The following is a 501-nucleotide window of genomic DNA, read 5'->3' on the forward strand; positions in this document are numbered from 1 at the left end:
TGTAGGTTTGGCAACAACGGTAATCGTCGAACTTGACGAGTTAACTGAACCGCAACCTGAACCTGAAGCAGTAACGATGACTCTGTAATATTTAACCCCGGCAGTGGCGGTTGAAACATTTAAAGTTGTTGTTGTTTGTCCCGTGATATCTGTCCAGCTTGTATTATTCGTAGATTCCTGCCATTGGTAAGTGACAGTTCCTGTTCCATTGGAAGTAGTTGCTGTCAAGGTAACTGTTCCGCCAATACATACCGTTGTCGAAGGAATATCGACTGATACTGTAGGTTTGGCAACAACGGTAATCGTCGAACTTGACGAGTTAACTGAACCGCAACCAGAACCTGATGCTGTAACTACGACTCTGTAATATTTAATACCGGCAGTAGCCGTTGAAACGTTCAGAGAAGTTCCCGTTTGCCCTGCTATATCTGTCCAGCTTGTATTATTAGTAGATTCCTGCCATTGGTAAGTGACAGTTCCTGTTCCATTGGAAGCAGTTGC

General features: G+C 44.1%; 1 pseudogene. It reads right to left on the minus strand.

Features of this window, described 5'->3' with window-relative positions:
• A pseudogene (locus GVN16_RS25975) lies at positions 1-501 on the minus strand (hypothetical protein); the annotation flags it as partial.

Origin of the sequence: Emticicia sp. CRIBPO (genome assembly GCF_009905725.1) — a bacterium.
Classification (GTDB): Bacteria; Bacteroidota; Bacteroidia; order Cytophagales; family Spirosomataceae; genus Leadbetterella.